Source organism: Microbulbifer sp. SAOS-129_SWC (assembly GCF_039696035.1).
Taxonomy (GTDB): Bacteria; Pseudomonadota; Gammaproteobacteria; order Pseudomonadales; family Cellvibrionaceae; genus Microbulbifer.
Window position 1 is genome coordinate 358022 of the sequence record NZ_CP155567.1, and the last position, 20505, is coordinate 378526.

General features: G+C 59.3%; 4 protein-coding genes. 3 read left to right on the forward strand and 1 reads right to left on the reverse strand.

Annotated elements, in window-relative coordinates; translation table 11 throughout:
* Positions 1-53: 53 nt before the first annotated feature.
* Positions 54-542 (reverse strand): type VI secretion system tube protein Hcp, encoded by a 489-nt coding sequence (locus ABDK11_RS01525; protein ID WP_346838561.1) that lies wholly within the window; start codon positions 540-542, stop codon positions 54-56.
* A gap of 643 nt (positions 543-1185) precedes the next feature.
* Here ABDK11_RS01525 and ABDK11_RS01530 point away from each other — a divergent pair.
* The 3 genes from ABDK11_RS01530 to ABDK11_RS01540 all read left to right on the forward strand — a co-directional run bounded on the left by ABDK11_RS01530 (position 1186) and on the right by ABDK11_RS01540 (position 20224).
* Positions 1186-3774: a protein kinase gene (locus tag ABDK11_RS01530; protein WP_346838562.1), complete on the forward strand. Its 2589-nt coding sequence runs from the start codon at positions 1186-1188 to the stop codon at positions 3772-3774.
* A 194-nt stretch (positions 3775-3968) separates the two neighbouring features.
* Positions 3969-5939: a ShlB/FhaC/HecB family hemolysin secretion/activation protein gene (locus ABDK11_RS01535; RefSeq protein WP_346838563.1), complete on the forward strand. Its 1971-nt coding sequence runs from the start codon at positions 3969-3971 to the stop codon at positions 5937-5939.
* Positions 5940-5995: 56 nt separating this feature from the next.
* Positions 5996-20224: a filamentous hemagglutinin N-terminal domain-containing protein gene (locus ABDK11_RS01540; protein WP_346838564.1), complete on the forward strand. Its 14229-nt coding sequence runs from the start codon at positions 5996-5998 to the stop codon at positions 20222-20224.
* Positions 20225-20505 lie beyond the last annotated feature (281 nt).

Below are 20505 nucleotides of genomic sequence, written 5' to 3' on the forward strand. Positions count from 1 at the left end.
GCGCGCCGGCAATGTTGCTTGCCGGCCGGGCCCCTGCGGGGCGGGAGTTGTCCTTAAAGGACAGTAGCCGTGGCCAGGTCGTAGCCCACGCGCATGTTTTTCGGGTTCTTGTTGGTCTTGTCGGCGTGGTTGAGGTCCGCCTCGATCTTGGAGAAGCTCAGCGAGATGGATTCCTGCGGCGCACCGCCGGCAGAAGCGCTGATGCTGTAGGAGGAGATGATGGCATCTTCCAGCTTGTAAACGGCATATTTTTCTACAGCGTTGGCGCCGGTCTGAACAATATGGAATTCGGCGGTAACGCCCTCATCACCGGACACAGATGCCTTGAACAGGCCGCCGGATGCGGCATCGATGCGCTTGGTTACGGTAATTTCACTAATGCTCGGGCGTGAGGCTTCGCGGTTAGCCATGGCGCCGGCCTCCATGCTGATACCGCGGCCAACACCGAAGTTGAAGCTGTCCACTTCAATCCAGTCTTCGTAGCCTTTGGCGGTAACGTTACCCTTGGGCGCATTGCTGTTGAAGTTCATGTAGATCGCCATAATGAATCCCTCATTTAGATATGGACTTTGGACGGGGGGTGGTTCTTCCTTTACCACCGCGATCGCGCAGCAGTTCAGGCCTTGCCGAAACGGCAATTGCAGGCATTTAACCAGAGCGAATTACAAAACAAAACACTGTTTTCCGGTTATTTAATTGACTCTGGCACGAATTTAAGATGCACCATATCGTTGGTATATCTGCCCGGTTTTTTATTTGTCGGTTTCGACTCTGGCACGATTTTTATGAGTCCCGGCTCGTGGTAAATCATTGTTGGTACGTATGCTTCAAAAGAGTATTGAGCGGGCATTATTTCGTATTCCACTCGGGAACCAATTATTAGTCAAAATATTTGCAATATTGCCCGGTGAGATTTTCAGCTGCTATTCGGGACTATTACAGGGGCTTACAAAGTATTGAATCTGGACGGCAATGCTTTAAAAAGAATGCGTGCGCGAGTTGTCAGTCAACGAAGTGGGGCAAACCCGAATTCGGGATTTATGCCGCTGGCCAATTGTTGGCAATAGCGGCCTCGGTTATACTTTCGCGCCTGCTGTGCCGAGGTTCCTGGCAAGCAGACATCTACAGATCTTTTTGTAGTTGCGGCAATGGAAACTGCCGCGGAAATCTTCCAGGGAGGTGGATTTGAACGACAAGACACGTATCGCCAGACCGGCGGCAAAAACGGCTGCGGAGCCGGATCGCCAGTCCTGTGACGACGGTGATACGACAGTTTTTGTCGCGCGCGATAAAACTGGCGCCAACGACCATCCGCCGGTCGGCTCCAATCCCGGGTTGATTCCTTCCGCCGCTGCGGATTTCACCGCGGACGCCACCGTATTCAAGCCGCAATCCCCACAGCAAGAATTATCCAAGGGCCTCGCACCGGCGCGCGAGGCCGTGCACTTCGAGCCTTCCAAAGCCGCATCCGGGGCGGTGACCAAAACGGTGATCAAAGGACGCTTCGAGCTCGACAAGTTGCTTGGAGTCGGCGGTATGGGTGCCGTATACAAGGCGCTGGACCGCCGTAAACTGGAGGCCAGCGACAGCGAACCCTATGTCGCGATCAAGCTGTTGAATGACGATTTTCGTCAGCACCCGGATGCCTTCATTTCCCTGCAGCGTGAAGCGCGCAAGTCCCAGACTCTCGCCCACCCGCATATTGTCACGGTGTACGATTTCGACCGCGAGGGCGATCGCGTCTTCATGACGATGGAGTATCTCGAGGGGGCTCCGCTCGACAAGCTGCTGCGCGAGCATGCAGATGTCGGGCTGGAATTCGAGCGGGCCTGCTCGGTGCTCCACGATATCTCCCAAGCGCTGATCTACGCCCATTCCCACAGTATCGTCCACTCGGATTTCAAGCCCGGCAACATATTCGTCACCGAGAAAAAAGGAGCCAAGGTCTTTGACTTCGGTATTGCCCGCGCAGTATCCGAAGGCGGTATAAGCAACAGCGTAGGGGAGAAAACACTATTTGACGCCAGCACGCTTGGTGCATTGACTCCGGCCTACGCCAGCCTGGAAATGCTCCAGGGGGCCGAGCCGGCACCCAGTGATGATGTTTACGCACTGGCCTGCGTGGCCTATGAACTGTTCAGCGGTCGCCATCCGTTCGACAAGGTGCCCGCTGACAAGGCCTTCGAACGCAACCTGAAACCCAAACGCATCCGCAGCCTGAATCGGCGCCAGTGGCGCGCACTGGAATTGGCTCTGGCCCTCAAGCGTGACGAGCGCACGCCCACTGTGGATAAATTTGTCCACAACTTCTTTGTCAACAACACCTGGAAATGGGTTCTCGGCAGCCTGTTTGCGTTGATGGTCGCTGGAGCCGTGGTCGGTTACACCTATCTCGAGCAGGCGAATACCGCCGAGCAGACTCGAGTCAAGGCGCAGTTGGAGAAGAAGCTTGCGCAGGAGTTGCTGCAGCGGCGCATCGCCGACAAGAAAGAGGCCGTGGAACGGCTGATCGACCTCAGTATTCTGACGCCGTCCTGGGAGCAGGATGTCGAAGAAGACCTGAAAGACTATGCGAAGCTGAACCCGGCAGACAGCGACTACCTGGCGACATCGCGCCGCCGCGTGGGAGAGCTATTTATCGCCGCGGCCACCGGCCAGCTGAACCTGGGTAACCTGGAGCAGGCTGATTCCATGCTCGCGCGAGCGGCCGATTGGCACGGTAGTTCCAGCGAGGCGGCAGAAATTCAGACCAAGATCGCCACCGAGCGCAAGCAGTTGCAAGCGCGCCTCGAGGCACAACGTCTGGCCGAGGAGCGGGCAGCGGAGCAGCAGCGCCAGCAGGAATTACGTGAGGAGCGGCGCCGCGCAGCCGTCGCGCAGCAACACAGGATCGACACGGTTCTGGACCAGATGGAAGGTGCGTTGCAGTGCAGTTTCGATATGCGCATCAGTGCGATAGGAAGCCAGCTGCAGCGTCTCGCCGAACTGGATTCCGGCAAAGCCGCCAAGATTCGCCCGGTACTCGGCACGGAACTGAGTGGCTGCTTTACGAAACTGGCAAAAGAAGATCCTCTGCGTGTAGAACCTTTGCTGAAGCAGGCCCGCAGCCTGTTGCCGGCGCAGGCGCCGCTACGCGACTTCAAGCTGGATTTCTGTGGTCACCTGCAGCCGGGAAGCGGCGGTCGCGGAAAGCGCTACAGCTGTGCAGACCGCCTGGCCGACGGTACCAGCGGCCCGCGTATGGTTGTCGTCAAGGGTAGTGGTCGCAAGCCGCTGGTGATCGGCAAATACGAAGTGAGTAATGGCGATTTTGCTCGCTTCTGCCGCGCCACAGGCCAGTGCGCCGACCTCACGCTCGGTGCTGCGTCGCTGCCTGTACAGAACATTGACATCGATCAGGCCAAGGCTTACCTGGCCTGGCTCAGCGCGCAGACCGGGCAGGCGTATCGACTGCCTACAGAACGCGAGTGGTTCGCCGCGGCCAGTGCCGATGGCCAACAGGAAGTGGCAGACCGCAACTGTCACCTGAAGTACGGCGGTATAGAGAAGGGCGCTGAGCTGGTAGCTGCACAGGCAGGCACTGGTAACCATTTCGGCCTGGTCAACGCTGTGGGTAATGTACAGGAGTGGGTTTACGGCACCGATGGCGATCTGCTGGCGGTAGGTGGTAGTCGGCTGGACCCGATGAGTCGCTGTCTGGCCACCACCAAACGCATGCACAGCGGAGCAGCGGATAAGGTAACCGGGTTCCGTATCGCACGCGACCTGAATTGATGAGTGGCTGCGGTTATCTGCAGCTGTGACCGTCGGATCAATACTTTGGTGAGCGTAATCGGTTGCTCTCCGTACAATAATTGACTTCCGGATATTCGGCTCGTAGCCACTGCGAGCCATGCGCTTCGGCACGACTAACCCGGTGACCCCTCAGGTCGCCGGGTTAATCGTTACAGGGATTAGTGAGGGGAGCTATGTTTGCGCGCTACAAAAGGCCGTTGACGATTGTCACGGCCAGTCTGTTATTTGTGCCTGCCTGGGCTTATTGCCAGCAGGATGACTCCAGTTTTCGTAGCCGCGTTCGCGCCGCCTTCGATCAGAATTCCGCTACTATCGACGATACCGATGTCACCCAGGATTTTCTGCGCCGTACCCGGGAGGCGGAAGACCCCAATCTGAACACCGATATTCCACAGGTTTCCCAGCGCAACCAGGGCCCGCGGATTACAGTCAAGAAGTTCCAATTTCTACGCCTGCATGAATATCCACAATACGGTATTGAACGGAAGTCTGTCGAAAAGCTGGCGGAGCAGCTCCGGGTCAAGTTTATGAAAGAGGACAAGATCCTCGCCAACGGGTACACCAAGCAAAACCTGGTTGAACTGGCTTCGCTACTCGACAGCATGAATACCCGCTTCAATCCGGAGGGGCTTACCGCGTCGGACCTGCACAAACTGGTTGGTGTGATAGAAAAGCAGAATGCTGAACGCGGGTTGAGTTATGGCGATCTGGAGGAGATCGCCGCGGAACTGACGCGCTATTACCGGCAGCATGGTCTGTTTCTCGCGCAGGTGCAGATTCCCGCGCAGGAAGTCGAAAACGGAGTGGTTACGCTCACGGTACAGGAAGGTCTGCTCGGCCAGGTTGCGGCAGAGGGCAATCAGAAATATTCCCTTGCGCAGCTGTCAGAACCCTTTGAAGACCAGCGTGGCAAGCTGGTGAGCCACGAAAAAATTGAGGAGGGGCTCTATCTCCTCAATGATCTTCCAAGCCTCAATATTACTGGATACTTCAGCGCTGGTGACAAGCCCGGTGAAACCAAGTTGAATCTGAAAGTCCGGGATGAAAGTGCATGGAAGATGGTGACAAGATTCGATAATCACGGATCGACGTTTACCGGTGACCAGCGCGCTTACACCTCGGTGGACTGGCTGAATCCCACTGGCATCGGCGATGCGCTGACGATCGGTTATTTAAAATCCAGCAATGCCGGCAACCTCGGCTCTGATTTTGGTTCCGACCTCGGCCAGTTCCGCTACAGCCTGCCGTTGTTCGGTGCCCGTACGCGCTTGCACTTTTCCGCTGACTACAACACCTTCTCTCTGCACGATACCGATAACAAAGACAATGTCATCAACCTGTTGGATATTAGCGGTGTCAATGAAAGCTACGGTATCAGCGTCGATCGCAAGTTCCGTCGCTCGCGCGATTTCAACCTCACCGGCTCTTTTGGCATTACCGACAAGAAGTCGGATCTGCAGGCTATTATCGAGCTGCCGGACCCGGGCGATCATGTTTATGGTGGTGAGTTAGGCCTTTACGTAGACAGCCTGTCCAGCGGGGCTGTGCCGATGCTGAATATCCTCAATACGAAACTGCAGTATGGCGAGCACCAGAACCCGGTAGACCCGCTGCGTGGTGAGGAGTTTACCAAGTTTGCCGCCGACACCAGCTCGCTGCTTTTTATTCCTCTCCCATATACCGACGCCAAGTCGCGCCTGATCCTGAAAAGCCGCTGGCAGTACAGCGAATCGAGTTTGCCCGCATTCGAACAGTTCTCTCTCGGTGGTGCAAATGGTGTACGTGCCTTCGATGCGCGTGATTTTTCCGCCGATCGTGCCGCACTACTTTCTGCCGAGTGGTATTTCGATTTCCCCGAATCTATCAACCCGACGCTGTTTGGCAGCCGGCTCAGCGATCTCATGCAGGTTGCCCTGATTGCCGACGGGGGCTATGGCGTTGTCAACAACTACGAGGAAGGTGTCCACGACGACTGGGCGACCTTCTCCGGTGCCGGTGTGCTGTTCAAGCTCAGCTGGGCGGAGGCCTTCGCCAGCCAGATTTCGGTGGAGTGGCCGACCATGTCCAAATCCTCCATCGAAGGTACCGGTGACGACCCGGACAGCCCGGCTATTTACGCCGACTTCTCATTTTTCTTTCATTGATCGCCAGGAATTATCGACTGCTGAATCCGAGCAGGGAGCGCCCGCAAGGTACCGATATGCACGTAAAAACAATGACTCTCAAACTGAAAAAGCTGACCTCGGCCATCAAGATCTCCCACCTGGCCTACGCCGGCCTGATTGTGGGGCAGGTCGCCAGCTCAGCCGCCCACGCCGGGCCCAAAGGCGGTGTTGTGGTTGGTGGCGAGGGCTCGATCGATAGTGCTGACCTGACTACCATCGTCGAACAGAAATCCGACCTGTTGGCGATTGACTGGGATTCTTTCAACCTCAGTGAAGACGAACTCGTTCGTTTCCTGCAGCCGAATTCCTCGTCAGTGGTGCTGAACCGTATTCTCGATCAGAACCCGAGTGAGATTCGCGGCAGTATTGAAGCCAACGGCCACGTTATCCTCGCCAATCCGCGCGGCGTCCTGTTCACGGAGACTGCTACCGTCAACGTCGGCGCCATCACCGCAGCCGGACTGGATATAAGCCCGGCCGACTTTATGAAAGGTAAGTATGCATTCAAAGGTGAGGACGGCAGCACCGGCGTGGTGGTCAACCGCGGCCTGATCAAGGCGTCCAGTGCGGTGCTGGTGGGCAAGCAGGTCACCAATGCGGGCAGCGGCCTGATCAGCGCCGAGATGGTCAGTCTAGCGGCTGGTAATGAAGCGGTACTGACCTTCGATCCCGATGGCATGATCGGGGTCAAGGTGTCGAAGGAAGTCATGGAAAACCAGCTCGGCATCGACAGTGCGGTGCTGAATCAGGGAAAGGTCGAAGGCGCGCAGGTATTGATGGATGGCAGCGTCTCCAGCGGCCTGTTTACTTCCGCGGTCAACAACGCGGGCACTGTGCGCGCGCGCAGTATTGATACCAGCGGCGGCAAAATCCGCCTGATGGGATCCGGCGCCGGTGCAGTGAATAGCGGCATGCTGAACGCCTCCGGCAGTAGCGGTGGTGAAGTGGTTATTGACGGAGACAGCGCCGAGCACAGCGGCAGTATCGATGTCAGCGGCAGCCGAGCCGGCGGCGGTAAAGTGGAAGTGCTCGGTGACCGGGTTGCGGTCAGCGGTACCATCGACGCACGCGGGTCCGGCGGCGGCGAGGTGCTGATCGGCGGCGACTACCAGGGTAAAAACGCGCAGGTACGCAATGCCAAAAGCACCAGCATCAGTGCCGAAGCCTCGATTGATGCGAGCGGCACCGGCAATAGCGACGGCGGCAAGGTCATTGTCTGGGCCGACCAGAGGACCGATTTCGCGGGTTCAATACGTGCCGAATCCGGTCAGCAAGGCGGTGACGGCGGCTTTGTCGAGACGTCTGGCAAGGTCAATCTGCATCTTGGTGAGGAGACGATGTCAGTCTCCACGTTGGCCTTCGGGGAAGGGGAAACCGGAACCTGGTTGTTGGATCCGAGTTATCTGCAAATTTTAGATGATGGCAAGTGCATTGATAACTGCATTTCCGGCACTGATCTTGTTACTGCGCTCAAAAATAATAGCGTCACCGTAAACGTTTCCAAGGTTGACAGTGCTACCACTACCCCTGGCGGTATTGGTACTCATGAAAATAATCCGGATTATTCCGGTGGAATTCTGGTTGGTACTACCCTCGATTGGTCATCCGGAAATGAGTTGACCCTGAAATCCCATACGAATGTTACGGTCTCAAAAGACGGATCGATAGTTCCGACTGCCGGCAGTTTGTCCGTTACTGCAAATGGCAATTTCGAGAATTCTGGCACTGTTACTGTTGCAGATCTGGCATTGCTGCTGGATGGCTCTTTCATAAATAGTGGTACCATTTCCGCCGATACCCTGGATTTGAAGGTGGGCCTCGGCGATATCGATACCGACAATACGCTGGGGAATCTGACGGTATCCACCTCCGGGTCGATAACGGGGGGTAGCCAGACAGATACGGTGAACCTGTATAGCAGCGACGATGCAGTACAAGTCGATAGCAGTACCTCGTTCACATTGAGCGGAAACATCAGTTTCGATGCGGTGGAAAACATTGATGCCGGCAGTGGCGAAGATACCGTTTCGCTACTTTCTCCGGCAGATGTGAATCTCAATGGCAATGACGGCGAGGCCACGATCGGATCCCTTTTCTTCCAGAATATCGATGTCGTCAGCAACGGCAATCTGGTGGCCTCGGATAGCGGCGATCGCTACATTGTGACCGGGACCGGGTCACTGACAGCGAATGCCATCGGGTTTTCCGGTGTCACCAGCGTAACCGCCGGCAGCGGCAGCGACACGGTCACCGGCGACTCCGGATTCGATTGGTTACTGCAGGGCAGTGGCACAGCGAAAAACAACGGTATCACGTTCGACAACGTCGAGACCTTCGTGGCGGACGCAGCCGGCCTGCAGGGTACCTCGGCCGATGAGACCTACACGCTCGAAGACGATGGCAGTGTCACCGTCGATGGGCTCAACTTCCAGTCCCTTACAGGAGTTAATGCCGGCGACGGCGAAGATATCGTCGAATCACCCGATGGCATTACTTGGGAGCTTGGTGGAGTAAACGGCAGCGCATCGGTGAAGGGCACTGGCTTCAGCTTTACTGCCATTGAAAAAATGGGTACCGCTAACGCAATTATCGATGGTACCAAAAATGCCGTCAGCGAAGACTACACGCTGACTGGCTCGACACTCACTGTGCTCGGTATCGATTTCACCTCGGTCAGCGCGGCCAGTTCCACCGCGGGCGATGGCAATACCGTAGGCGGCAACGTGACGGGCTGGGCGCTCGGCGATAGCAGTGGCAGCGCCACGGCCGGCGGTATCGACTTCAGCGGTATCGACCAGGTCGATACGACCGATGTCGTCATCGATGGCACAAGCAATAGCGTCAGCGAAGACTATACGCTGACTGGCTCGACACTCACTGTGCTCGGTATCGATTTCACCTCGGTCAGCGCGGCCAGTTCCACCGCAGGCGATGGCAATACCGTAGACGGCAACGTGACGGGCTGGGCACTCGGCGATAGCAGTGGCAGCGCCACGGCCGGCGGTATCGACTTCAGCGGTATCGACCAGGTCGATACGACCGATGTCGTCATTGATGGCACAAGCAATAGCGTCAGCGAAGACTACACGCTGACAGGCTCGACACTGACTGTGCTCGGTATCGATTTCACCTCGGCCAGCGCGGCCAGTTCCACCGCAGGCGATGGCAATACCGTAGACGGCAACGTGACGGGCTGGGCACTCGGCGATAGCAGTGGCAGCGCCACGGCCGGCGGTATCGACTTCAGCGGTATCGACCAGGTCGATACGACCGATGTCGTCATTGATGGTACAAGCAATAGCGTCAGCGAAGACTACACACTGAGTGGCTCGACACTGACTGTGCTCGGTATCGATTTCACCTCGGCCAGCGCGGCCAGTTCCACCGCAGGCGATGGCAATACCGTAGACGGCAACGTGACGGGCTGGGCACTCGGCGATAGCAGTGGCAGCGCCACGGCCGGCGGTATCGACTTCAGCGGTATCGACCAGGTCGATACGACCGATGTCGTCATTGATGGCACAAGCAATAGCGTCAGCGAAGACTACACGCTGACAGGCTCGACACTGACTGTGCTCGGTATCGATTTCACCTCGGCCAGCGCGGCCAGTTCCACCGCAGGCGATGGCAATACCGTAGACGGCAACGTGACGGGCTGGGCACTCGGCGATAGCAGTGGCAGCGCCACGGCCGGCGGTATCGACTTCAGCGGTATCGACCAGGTCGATACGACCGATGTCGTCATTGATGGCACAAGCAATAGCGTCAGCGAAGACTACACGCTGACTGGCTCGACACTCACTGTGCTCGGTATCGATTTCACCTCGGTCAGCGCGGCCAGTTCCACCGCAGGCGATGGCAATACCGTAGACGGCAACGTGACGGGCTGGGCACTCGGCGATAGCAGTGGCAGCGCCACGGCCGGCGGTATCGACTTCAGCGGTATCGACCAGGTCGATACGACCGATGTCGTCATTGATGGCACAAGCAATAGCGTCAGCGAAGACTACACGCTGACAGGCTCGACACTGACTGTGCTCGGTATCGATTTCACCTCGGTCAGCGCGGCCAGTTCCACCGCAGGCGATGGCAATACCGTAGACGGCAACGTGACGGGCTGGGCACTCGGCGATAGCAGTGGCAGCGCCACGGCCGCCGGTATCGACTTCAGCGGTATCGACCAGGTCGATACGACCGATGTCGTCATTGATGGCACAAGCAATAGCGTCAGCGAAGACTACACACTGAGTGGCTCGACACTGACTGTGCTCGGTATCGATTTCACCTCGGTCAGCGCGGCCAGTTCCACCGCAGGCGATGGCAATACCGTAGACGGCAACGTGACGGGCTGGGCACTCGGCGATAGCAGTGGCAGCGCCACGGCCGCCGGTATCGACTTCAGCGGTATCGACCAGGTCGATACGACCGATGTCGTCATTGATGGCACAAGCAATAGCGTCAGCGAAGACTACACGCTGACAGGCTCGACACTGACTGTGCTCGGTATCGATTTCACCTCGGTCAGCGCGGCCAGTTCCACCGCAGGCGATGGCAATACCGTAGACGGCAACGTGACGGGCTGGGCACTCGGCGATAGCAGTGGCAGCGCCACGGCCGCCGGTATCGACTTCAGCGGTATCGACCAGGTCGATACGACCGATGTCGTCATCGATGGCACAAGCAATAGCGTCAGCGAAGACTATACGCTGACTGGCTCGACACTCACTGTGCTCGGTATCGATTTCACCTCGGTCAGCGCGGCCAATTCGACCGCGGGCGATGGCAATACCGTAGACGGCAACGTGACGGGCTGGACGCTCGGCGATAGCAGTGGCAGCGCCACGGCCGGCGGTATCGACTTCAGCGGTATCGACCAGGTCGATACGACCGATGTCGTCATCGATGGCACAAGCAATAGCGTCAGCGAAGACTACACGCTGACAGGCTCGACACTGACTGTGCTCGGTATCGATTTCACCTCGGCCAGCGAGGCCAATTCGGCTGCGGGAGATGTAAATACCGTTACCAGCGATGCCTCATCCTGGACTCTTACCGGCAGTGACGGTGGGGTACGGTCAGGGCTCGTGACTTTCTCCGGTATCGATACCGCAACTTCTACGGCTTCTGCGACTCTCATCGGCACCAGTGGTAATGACAATTTCGCCCTGGACGGCAGCGGTAAAATTGCTATTTCCGGGGTTCAGTTTTCTGGTTTCGATATGGTCGATGCCGGAGGTGGTGACGACGATCTGGATGCCGATGGATTGACTCTGGCGCTGACAGGAACTGATAACGAGGTTCAGTTCGGCAGCTCGCTAATCTTTTCCTATATCGAAAGCGCGACAGTAAAAAATCTGCAGGGGACCACAGGTGACGACAATTTTTCCCTGCCCGATGGTACAACCAAATCAGTCAGTGCAAGCTCAATCACTTTTGTCGGTGTCGACGATGTCGACGGACTGAAAGGAACTGTCGGGAGTAACGATACGGTTTCTGCAGTCAGCGCAGATGTAAAGAATACGAAAAGTTTTCGCCTGAACGACATACATTTTTCAAATATCAATCAGATAAATGCCCAGAATATTACGCTCGACTATAGTAACAACTCTATCGAGGTAACCGGTGCTAACACTGTCGTAATCGATGATCAAGTTTATGAAGGGGTTTATTCTGTCAATGCCGGCGACGGTACCGACACGGTCACCGGATTGGACGGCCAGGACTGGACCATCACCGGGGTTGGCGCGGCCACTAATAATGCGATCGATTTCACGTTTGTCGAAGTCCTGCAAGCGGTCAATGCCGGGATAATAGCGCCGGCAGGCCTGGACAGCTTTTCGCTGGTCGCCAGCGATATCAACGCGTTCGACGTGGATATGCCTGCGGCCAGCTTGCTGGTCAAGGGTGCAACGGATTTCCAGGCGGCAGGTAGTGGTATCCTCGATGCCAGCTACCTCACTAGCGGGGTTTCCCTCGCCGGTTCGAAGCAGGTCTATGCTGACGGGGATATATTGTTTGACGGCGTCACCAGCGTCACCGCTGATTCACTGACTACCTCTGGCACGGTCGCCTTTACCGCTGGCAGCAGTGCCGGCACATTGACAACGACCGATATCGACTTCGATGGCCTGTCCACCGTCAACGCGGGTAGCGGCAGTGCGGACGGCCTCGCGGCCACCGGCAATATCACCCTGCTCGGCGGCGGTGACGGCTTCACCAGTAATGGGATTGATTACTACGGCATCAATACAGTCAGCGCTGGGACGCCAGTCACCATTACCGGTAGCGATGACGGCGAGGCGTTCAGCCTGTCCACCGACAACCAGGTGGATGTCACGACCGCCGACAATTCTTCGATCCATTTCGGCAATGTCTCTGACGTGAGTGCCGGTGCAGGCTACGACACCATCGATACGGCCGGCGATGTGACGCTGACCGGCTTTAGCGGCGAGGTGATCTCCGCACTGATCAACTTCACCGGTATCGACGGCGTTACCAGCGGCAATCTCGTTGCCTCCGACAATGGCGACGAATATGTGGTGACCGGTGACAGCAAACTCCAGGCCAATGGTATCGATTTTTCCGCGATTACCAGCGTGGTCGCCGGCAGTGGGTCCGACAAGGTTACTGGTCTGAGCGGCGCCAACTGGTCGTTGAGCGGTGGCAAGCCGCAAAACAGCAATATCAGCTTCACCAATGTCGAAGAGTTCCACGCCAACAACGCCGGTCTGGACGGCTCCGGCAGCGCAGACAGCTTCACACTGGAAGGTGCGGGTGCAGTCAGGTTCGGCGGCTTCCTGTTCGAAGATCTGCTCTCGGTGGATGGTGCCGGCGGCGACGACAGCGTGAATATCACCGGCAGTGGCCTCGGGGTGACACTGGCGGGCAGTGATTACGATTTCAATGCCGGCAATATCGCTTTTACCGCGATCGAAAATGTCACCGCGGCCGACCTGACCGGCAGCGGCAGTGCCGACGCGTTCACGGTGACCGGTGACCATGCTGTGGATGCCTGGAGCATCCAATTCAGCGGTATCGACAGTATCAGCGCCGGTGCGGATGATTCACTGGCCGCGGATCTGGTGACGCTGACCGACACCGATAACCAGGTGGTTGCCGGCAGTATCACCGTCTCCGGTATCGACGCAGTTTCCACTGCCAGCCTCGAAGGTACCAGCAGCGCTGACAGCTTCGAGATTCTCGGGGACAAAACCCTGCGCGCCAACCTGGTGACCTTTAACGGCGTCGATACAGTCGACGCGCTCGGCGGGCAGGATAGTGTTGTTGGCGTCGATGGCTCGCAGTGGCAGTTGGGAACCGTCGAGAACAGCAATATCGCCTTCGCCGGGGTGGAGGCGGTAGATGCCAACAATGGCAGCCTGCTGGGCACTGCGGCGGCGGAGAGTTTTACCCTCAACGCCAGCGGTTCGGTAGTTGTGGGTACGGTGACGTTTACCAACCTGTCCTCCGTGGATGGTAATGGCGGCAGCGATGACCTGGATGCCAGCGCCTACAGTGCCGGACTGGCTCTCAGCGGTAGCGACAACCAGCTCGACGTCCAGGGCATGGATCTGACACTGAGCGGTATTGTCACCGCGACGGTGAACAAGCTGACCGGCAGCAGCGCCGCCGACGAGTTTGCACTGGACGCCAGTGACAACCTGGTCGCCGATGCGACGACCTTTACCGGAGTTACGACAATAGCCGCGGGCGACGGCTCCGACCTGCTCAAGGTGGCGGGCGATGCTCGCAGCTTCGCGGTCGGCGCTCCCAACAGCCTCAGTTTTGGCTCCATCGCAGTGAGCGGTCTGGAGCAGCTGCAGTACTCGGGCAGCGGCGGCACGGCCACCGGCGCTGCCGGCACCGACTGGTCACTGGTTGGCAGCGGCGGCCAGGCGGAAAACAACGGCGTCAGCTTCGATGGCGTACAAACTCTGCTGGCGCAATCGGCGGGGCTGCTGGGCACGGCCGCGGGCGAGAGCTTCGCGCTGGCGGACAACGGAGATGTCAGCGTTTACGGGTTGATCTTCCAGGGCCTTTCCAGCGTCGACGGTGCTGACGGCGCCGACGTCGTGACCCTGGCATCCAGCGCCGCTGCGACACTCAACGGCAGTGATGGCGAAGCGCAGATTCGCACGATCGACTTTAGTCATATCGAGGGCGTCAGCAACGGTACCGTGGAGGCGTCGGCGCAGGCCGATCGCTTCGTTATCGTCGGCGCAAACCAGCTCCGCGCTAACGACATTGCTTTTTCCGGCATCAGTGTGATCGATGGGCTCGGCGGTAGCGACAGCGTTACCGGCGATGGCAGCGACTGGACCCTGACGACCACCGACGGAGAATTTGAAAACAGCGGTATCCGCTTCTCCGGTATCGACAGTATTGCCGCCGCTGGAGGTGGCCTCTACGGACCGGATACCGCGGAGCAGTATGCCCTGGGGGGCGGTGGGGCGGTCACTGTCGAGGGTGCCACTATTACCGGGCTCGCGTTTGTCGACGCCGGCAGCGGCTCCGATCAGCTGGACGTCAACGGCTACAGCGGGGCGCTGGCCCTGACCGGCATCAGCAAGCAGCTGGATGCCGGTGGGCTGTTGTTCAGCGATATCGACAATATCGACAACCCCGGTTTGATGACGACGCCCAACCTCAATGGCTCCAGCGGCGATGACAGCTTTACTGTCGCCGCCGATGGCAGTGTCACCGTGGCGGATATGCAATTTACCACCGGGTTGGCGAGCATCGACGCCGGCACCGGCGACGACCGCGTTGCCGCCGACGGCGATGTGAGCCTGAAGGGCAACAGCGGCAAGGCGTCGATCGGAGGGATCGACTTCAGCAATATCGAACACGCCTCCGGCACCGGTATTGGCGTGATCGCAACGGATGGCGATGACAGCTTTGAAATCCTTGCCGACGGCAGCGTCACTGCCCACGGAATTAATATCGAAGGCGTCGGCAGTATCGATGCACTGGCCGGTGATGACACCGTCACCGGTGCCAGTGGCTTTAACTGGTTGCTGATCGGCTCCGGCCAGGCGCAGAACAACGGCGTGACCTTCAGCCATGTCGAGCACCTGATCGCCGTCAGTGCCGGGCTGGAAGGCAGCGCCGACGCCGACAGCTTCACCCTGCTGAGCAGCGGGGATATTTCCACCTGGGATATGACGGTCAGCGGCATGACCTCGGTGAGCGGCGGCAGCGGAAGCGATTCGCTCTATGCGCTGGATTACGACGGCGTCTTCTCGCTGACTGGTGTGGATAACCAGCTCGATGTCGACGGCCTGGTATTTGCGGGGATCGAAAATGCCGAGCTGGCGACGCTGAGCGGTTCCACCGGCGCAGACAGTTTTGCTATGGATAGCAGCGGCGCGGTCACGGCGGGCCAGATCCGCTTTACCGGAATTAGCGCGCTGTCCGGTGGCGATGGCAATGACTCCGTCGACAGTGCCGCGGATCAGGACTGGACGCTGCTGGCCGACAATACCAGCGTCGACCACGCCGGTATTACCTTCTCGAACATCGAGCAATACAGCGGCGGCAGCAAGACGTTGCACGGCAGCGACAGCGCAACGGATTACGCGGTCGAGGGCAGCGGCTCCGTGTCCGTTGGCAGCCTGCAATTCAGCGGCCTGGATACGGTCGCGGCGGGCGCGGCCAGTGACGCGCTGACGGCACTGGATACCGTGACCCTGAGCGGTAGCAGAGGCGCGTTCGGCAGCAGTGATATCAGCTTCAGCGGATTCGAAGCGGTGCAGGCGGCCAGCCTGGCCGGCTCCGCTGCGGATGACAGCTTCGAGCTCACTGCGGACAGCACCGTGTCCATTTACGAGCTGCTGATCAGCGGGGTGGATACGCTGGATGGCGGCGCCGGCAGCGACAGTGTCACCGGCGATGGCAGCGACTGGACCCTGACGACCACCGACGGAGAATTTGAAAACAGCGGTATCCGCTTCTCCGGTATCGACAGTATTGCCGCCGCTGGAGGTGGCCTCTACGGACCGGATACCGCGGAGCAGTATGCCCTGGGGGGCGGTGGGGCGGTCACTGTCGAGGGTGCCACTATTACCGGGCTCGCGTTTGTCGACGCCGGCAGCGGCTCCGATCAGCTGGACGTCAACGGCTACAGCGGGGCGCTGGCCCTGACCGGCATCAGCAAGCAGCTGGATGCCGGTGGGCTGTTGTTCAGCGATATCGACAATATCGACAACCCCGGTTTGATGACGACGCCCAACCTCAATGGCTCCAGCGGCGATGACAGCTTTACTGTCGCCGCCGATGGCAGTGTCACCGTGGCGGATATGCAATTTACCACCGGGTTGGCGAGCATCGACGCCGGCACCGGCGACGACCGCGTTGCCGCCGACGGCGATGTGAGCCTGAAGGGCAACAGCGGCAAGGCGTCGATCGGAGGGATCGACTTCAGCAATATCGAACACGCCTCCGGCACCGGTATTGGCGTGATCGCAACGGATGGCGATGACAGCTTTGAAATCCTTGCCGACGGCAGCGTCACTGCCCACGGAATTAATATCGAAGGCGTCGGCAGTATCGATGCACTGGCCGGTGATGACACCGTCACCGGTGCCAGTGGCTTTAACTGGTTGCTGATCGGCTCCGGCCAGGCGCAGAACAACGGCGTGACCTTCAGCCATGTCGAGCACCTGATCGCCGTCAGTGCCGGGCTGGAAGGCAGCGCCGACGCCGACAGCTTCACCCTGCTGAGCAGCGGGGATATTTCCACCTGGGATATGACGGTCAGCGGCATGACCTCGGTGAGCGGCGGCAGCGGAAGCGATTCGCTCTATGCGCTGGATTACGACGGCGTCTTCTCGCTGACTGGTGTGGATAACCAGCTCGATGTCGACGGCCTGGTATTTGCGGGGATCGAAAATGCCGAGCTGGCGACGCTGAGCGGTTCCACCGGCGCAGACAGTTTTGCTATGGATAGCAGCGGCGCGGTCACGGCGGGCCAGATCCGCTTTACCGGAATTAGCGCGCTGTCCGGTGGCGATGGCAATGACTCCGTCGACAGTGCCGCGGATCAGGACTGGACGCTGCTGGCCGACAATACCAGCGTCGACCACGCCGGTATTACCTTCTCGAACATCGAGCAATACAGCGGCGGCAGCAAGACGTTGCACGGCAGCGACAGCGCAACGGATTACGCGGTCGAGGGCAGCGGCTCCGTGTCCGTTGGCAGCCTGCAATTCAGCGGCCTGGATACGGTCGCGGCGGGCGCGGCCAGTGACGCGCTGACGGCACTGGATACCGTGACCCTGAGCGGTAGCAGAGGCGCGTTCGGCAGCAGTGATATCAGCTTCAGCGGATTCGAAGCGGTGCAGGCGGCCAGCCTGGCCGGCTCCGCTGCGGATGACAGCTTCGAGCTCACTGCGGACAGCACCGTGTCCATTTATGACCTGCTGATCAGTGGGGTGGATACGCTGGATGGCGGCGCCGGTAGCGACACAGTGATCGGCCGCAGCGGCCAGGGCTACCAGTTGAACAGCGATGGCTCGGTACTGCACGACGGTATCACCTTTGTAAACAGCGAGCAGTTTGCCGGGCAGGATGCGACGCTGAGTGCCAGTGGCAGCGATGACAGCTTCCAGTTGCGCGCCGCTGACAGTCTCCGACTCGGCGATAGTGGTCCGCAGTTCAGCGGCCTGCTGTCGGCAGACGGTGGTGCCGGTGACAATACCCTGGTCGCGCTGGGCGATGTCGCCATCGAAGGCGACGGCGCTGTGCGCGCCGGGGAAATACAGTTTGCCCACCTGTCCTCGGTGGCTGGCACTGGTACGCTGACAGGCACCGACGGCGACGACCAGTTCGCGGCCAGTGCGGACGGGCGACTCGACAGTTACGGTATCGATTTCCGCGATGTTACCGGCGTGAACGCCGGCGCCGGCAGCGATGCACTGGCCGGGCTGGCGACAGAGAGCTGGCAGCTGAGCGGTACCGACAACGCGCTGAGCCATGCCGGCATCGATTTTACCGGCCTGGAGTCTACCAGCGGCGGCAACGGTATCCTGAACGGTTCGGCCTTCACCGACGCCTTTGTCATTCGCGCGGAAAGGCAGGTAACCGCCGGCCAGATGACCTTTGCCGACATCGACCAGGTAAATGCAGGTGCGGGCACCGATTCGGTAGCCGCACTGGGAGGCAGCAACTGGGTATTGGGTGTCGGCAACGGCAGCGCCACGGCCTCCGCAATCACTTTCAGCGACATCGAAACGGTCTCCGGACAAAATCTCCAGGTGGACGCCGCCAGCAACAGCGCCACCGACAACTTTGTGTTGAGTAGCAGCGGCCGCACGCTGACTGCGCGCGGTATCCAGTTTGCCTCGGTGAGCGCGATGGATGCCGGCAGCGACGGCGGTGATGTGCTGACCAGCGACGCGGGGACTTGGCAGCTGACCGGCAATGACGGTGAGCTGAGTGTCAACGGCGTCAGCCTCGCCGGTATCGACCGGGTAATTACCAGCGATGCGTCACTTGCCGGTACCGGCGGCAATGATACTTTTGCCATCGACGGCGAGGGTGCGCTCACTACCGCCGGTATCGCATTCGAGGGAATCGATAGTGTCAGCGCTGGTGCAGGCAGCGACCGGCTGCTCGGCACTACCGGCGCGGACAATTTTGTGCTGGCGGATTCCGGCGATATCGGCGTCGCCGCGATCAATTTCAGCGGCATCGAGACCGTCGCCGCCGGCGCTGGCGGCGATACCGTGAGCGCCAGTGGCGCCAGCTGGACATCCACCCGCAGCGGCGCTGCGCTGGTCGATAACAGCGCGCAGGCCACAGTAAACAGCCTCACCGTCCTGTTCGAAGGGCTGGAGCGGGTCGATGGTACCGGCACTTATGTGGGCCAGGATCTCGACAGTGAGTACCAGTTCAGCAGCCTGGATACCATGACCATCGCCGGTGTCACCTTTGCCGGACTACGGGAATTGACCGCCGGCAGCGGTGCCGATCTGTTGCGCGGCGCCGACATCGATGCCCAGTGGCAGCTGGATGCCACCGGCGGCAGCATCAACAGCGGTGGCGACTCACTGCTGTTCAGTGGTGTGGATTCCATTGTTGCCGGTAGTGGCGCCGACCAGTTCTCCCTGTCCGGCGGTGAATACACGAGCGTCGACACCGGCGGTGGTAATGATACCGCTCTGCTTGCGGGCACGCTGGTCGACAGCCTGTTGCTGGGTGCCGGCGACGACCGGCTGCAGGTCAGTGTCGACAGCAGTCGTAGCGTGCAGCTATCCGGCGGTGGTGGCAATGATGAATTCCAGTTCAATGTGGCGGGCAAGACCTGGCAGATGGATGCCGGCGATACCCGCGTCGGCGACTACCAGTTCAACGGGTTTGAATGGCTCGACAACAACAGCGACAGCCTGACCCTGGAAACCAGCCTCGGTTTTGATTTCGTCAATGGCGGCGGCGACAGCAGTGGCTTCAATCGCAACGGCGCCGGCATCCTGTTTGCCGGCAGCGGCGTGCGCCTGGGGTACAACGGTGCAGGTGATGTGGCGATCACCAGTACGTCGAGCGACACCATTGGCGGTGACCTGCAGGCCGATCGCGCCGACCTGCAGGTGGCCGGTGATGTGGATATCTCCACCGATGTAAATACGCTGGCAATTCACTCCGGTGGTGAAAATGTCGATATCGCGGTGCTCGCGGACAAGGATCTGGTGATTGATGAGATCGACGCAGGGCGCGGCTCTGTCAGCCTGAATAGCGCCGGCTTCGGTAGTCTCACCGGCGAAACTTACGGCGATACGCATATCACTGCGAGCACGGTCAATATCGGCTCCGACCTGCAGCAGTGGAGTGTGGTCGGTAGCGCGATCAATCCGTTGCGCATGAACGCGGCCGATGCGGTGAATATTGTTGCAATCAGCTATTTCGAGCCGGACTTTATCGGGCAGCAACCGGCGTTCACCAGCACCGGTGACGAGCTGCAATCGGTGGCCGGTGCGCAGGCGGCGCAGGGGCTCAAGTCTGCCGTGCAAAATGCGGTGGAAGACTTCGCCCAGGTGGACCCCGGTATCTTCAGCGCGGTGAACCCCTACAGTTCCGGCGTGGATGCGGTAAACACCCCGGAGATGCAACTGATCGATGGCAAGCTCCAGCCGGTTGTTGCGGGCGAAGTGCCGGCGGACAAGGAGCGCGAGCGCCGCAGATCCGCCGAGCTGCAAAAGGGCGATGGCGACAAATCCGCCGGTAAAAGCACGCGCGCCGCACTGCCGTCGGAGGCCGCCGGCGGGTAACGTGCCGGCCGCGGTTTCGGGCTCCGGCAATTCCCGTGGGGGTCCGTGCGCGGCGCGGCACCGCTGCTATGGCGGCGATACACCGGCCAGCGTCTGTGCTGGCCAAGGTGATGCGTCGCGCTACGGGTTCCCGGAACGAGAATTTTACGCCATGACCGCGTTTTTTTTCACGCGGGCGGCGCGCCCTCGATTGTAAATCTCTCCTAAAAAGATACGGCCAAAAGTGCATCGAATCTAAAGATTCGATAATTTGCGTTATGCAGAGTTTTTAACACTCGCTG